The sequence below is a fragment of the Psychrilyobacter piezotolerans genome (genome assembly GCF_003391055.1).
Classification (GTDB): Bacteria; Fusobacteriota; Fusobacteriia; order Fusobacteriales; family Fusobacteriaceae; genus Psychrilyobacter; species Psychrilyobacter piezotolerans.
Map to the genome: position 1 here is coordinate 1 of NZ_QUAJ01000060.1, position 2,950 is coordinate 2,950.

Consider the following 2,950-nt stretch of genomic DNA (forward strand, 5'->3'; position numbering starts at 1 on the left):
TTAGGTTAAGTGTTCGTCATATTAGTATTGGTCAGCTAAAGACTTCACAGCCCTTACACCCCCAACCTATCAACCTCGTAGTCTCCAAGGTGACTTATCAATGATAGAATACTTATCTCTGAGTTGGCTTCCCGCTTAGATGCTTTCAGCGGTTATCCATTCCAAACGTGACTACCCAGCTATGCCATTGGCATGACAACTGGTACATTAGAGGTTTGTCCATCCCGGTCCTCTCGTACTAAGGACAGATCTCATCAATATTCTTACGCCTACAGTGGATAGGGACCGAACTGTCTCACGACGTTCTGAACCCAGCTCACGTACCGCTTTAATGGGCGAACAGCCCAACCCTTGGGACCTTCTCCAGCCCCAGGATGCGATGAGCCGACATCGAGGTGCCAAACTTTGCCGTCGATATGGACTCTCGGGCAAAATCAGCCTGTTATCCCCGGGGTAGCTTTTATCCGTTGAGCGATGGCCCTTCCATTCGGAACCACCGGATCACTATGTCCTGCTTTCGCACCTGCTCGATGTGTCTATCTCACAGTCAAGCTCCCTTATGCCATTGCACTCTTCGGTTGATTTCCATCCAACCTGAGGGAACCTTTGAACGCCTCCGTTACTCTTTCGGAGGCGACCGCCCCAGTCAAACTACCCACCTAGCACTGTCTCCATGATTACACATCACAGATTAGAATCAAAATGTTATATGGTTGGTATTCCACCAGCGACTCATGTGCAGCTAGCGCCACACAATCACAGTCTCCCAACTATCCTATACACATAACATCTCAACCCAATACCAAGCTATAGTAAAGCTCCACGGGGTCTTTCCGTCCTACTGTAGGTAACCGGTATCTTCACCGGTAGTACAATTTCACCAGGCCTCCCGCCAAGACAGCATTCGAGTCATTACACCATTCGTGCAGGTCGGAACTTACCCGACAAGGAATTTCGCTACCTTAGGACCGTTATAGTTACGGCCGCCGTTCACCGGGGCTTCAATTTGAGTCGCTAAACCCTCCTCTTAACCTTCCGGCACTGGGCAGGTGTCAGCCCATATACATCGCCTTTCAGCTTAGCATAGACCTGTGTTTTTGCTAAACAGTTGCTCGAATCTCTTCACTGCGGCCATCAAAAGCTCAAAATCGCGTGTATTTATCACCTTTAATGGCACCCCTTCTCCCGAAGTTACGGGGCCATTTTGCAGAGTTCCTTAGCGAGAGTTAGCCTGTACGCCTTAGATTTCTCATCCTAACCACCTGTGTCGGTTTACGGTACGGGCACTGGAATTCTCAATAGAAGCTTTTCTCGGCAGCGTGGGATTTGTACCTTCGTGTTCATTACAAACACTCCGCATCACACCTCAGATCTAAAACCGTGGATTTTCCTGCGGTTCCATCCTACATGCTTACACAGACATATCCAACAGTCTGCGCACATACCCTTCTGCGTCCCTCCATCTCTCAAACAAATTACAGTGGCGCAGTAATATTAAACTGCTTTCCATTCGCCTACGCAATCTAGCCTCGGCTTAGGTCCCGGCTTACCCAGAGAAGACAAGCTTTACTCTGGAAACCTTGGTTTTCCGGCGAGAGGGATTCTCACCCTCTTTCTCGCTACTCATTCCTGCATTCTCACTTCCGATACCTCCAGATTGGGTCACCCCTTATCCTTCAACGGCCTACGGAACGCTCTCCTACCAGTCTACACATAGTGTATACTCCACAACTTCGGTTTATATCTTAGCCCCGTTACATTGTCGGCGCAGAGACTCTCGACCAGTGAGCTATTACGCACTCTTTAAATGTATGGCTGCTTCTAAGCCAACATCCTGGTTGTTTCAGAATCTCCACCTCCTTTCCCACTTAGATATAATTTGGGACCTTAGTTGGTGGTCTGGGCTGTTTCCCTTTTGACCATGGATCTTAGTACCCATAGTCTCACTCCTGATCTCTTGAAATATGGTATTCGGAGTTTGATTGATTTCGCTAAGCAATATGCCCGCTAGACCATTCAGTGCTCTACCCCCATATTTAAACAATCAAGGCTGCACCTAAATGCATTTCGGAGAGAACGAGCTATCTCCTGGTTCGATTGGCTTTTCACCCCTATACCTACCTCATCCCCCGGCTTTTCAACGACGGTGGGTTCAGACCTCCACTGTGTCTTACCACAGCTTCATCTTGGACAGGCATAGATCACCAGGTTTCGCGTCTACAACCAACGACTAATTCGCCCTATTCAGACTCGGTTTCCCTTCGGCTCCGTTATACTTAACCTCGCCATTGATCGTAACTCGCAGGATCATTCTCCAAAAGGCACGCCATCACACGCCCGAAGGCTCTGCTCTGACCGCTTGTAAGCACACGGTTTCAGGTTCTATTTCACTCCCCTCCCGGGGTTCTTTTCACCTTTCCCTCACGGTACTATTCACTATCGGTTAGTAAGAGTATTTAGCCTTACGAGATATGGTCCTCGCTGATTCACACAGGGTTTCTCGTGTCCCGTGCTACTTGGGATTACAATGACTCTCTAATCTGAGTTCCCTATACAGGACTATCACCTTCTACGGTTGAACTTTCCAGTTCATTCTAGTACCTCGATTAGTCAAGCGCAGACTTTGCAGATCTGCTACTTTGTATCCCACTACCCCGAGCAAGCAACGCCTGCATGCTATCACACTTACTCGGTTTGGGCTCTTCCCCGTTCGCTCGCCGCTACTTAGGGAATCGTTTTTACTTTCTCTTCCTCGGATTACTTAGATGTTTCAGTTCATCCGGTTCCCGTTTCCACACTAGTTCTTCAAACTAGTAGGTTGTCCCATTCGGAAATCTAAGACTATTACGCTCAATTGCAGCTTGTCTTAGCTTATCGCAGCTTATCACGTCCTTCATCGGCTCTTACTACCAAGGCATTCTCCGTGCGCCCTTAATTTCTTAACCTATTA

Annotated in this window: 1 rRNA gene; it reads right to left on the reverse strand. The window is 48.3% G+C overall.

Annotation, left to right across the window (positions count from 1 at the left end):
* Position 1 precedes the first annotated feature (1 nt).
* A 23S ribosomal RNA gene (locus DYH56_RS15505) occupies positions 2-2,945 on the reverse strand.
* Positions 2,946-2,950 lie beyond the last annotated feature (5 nt).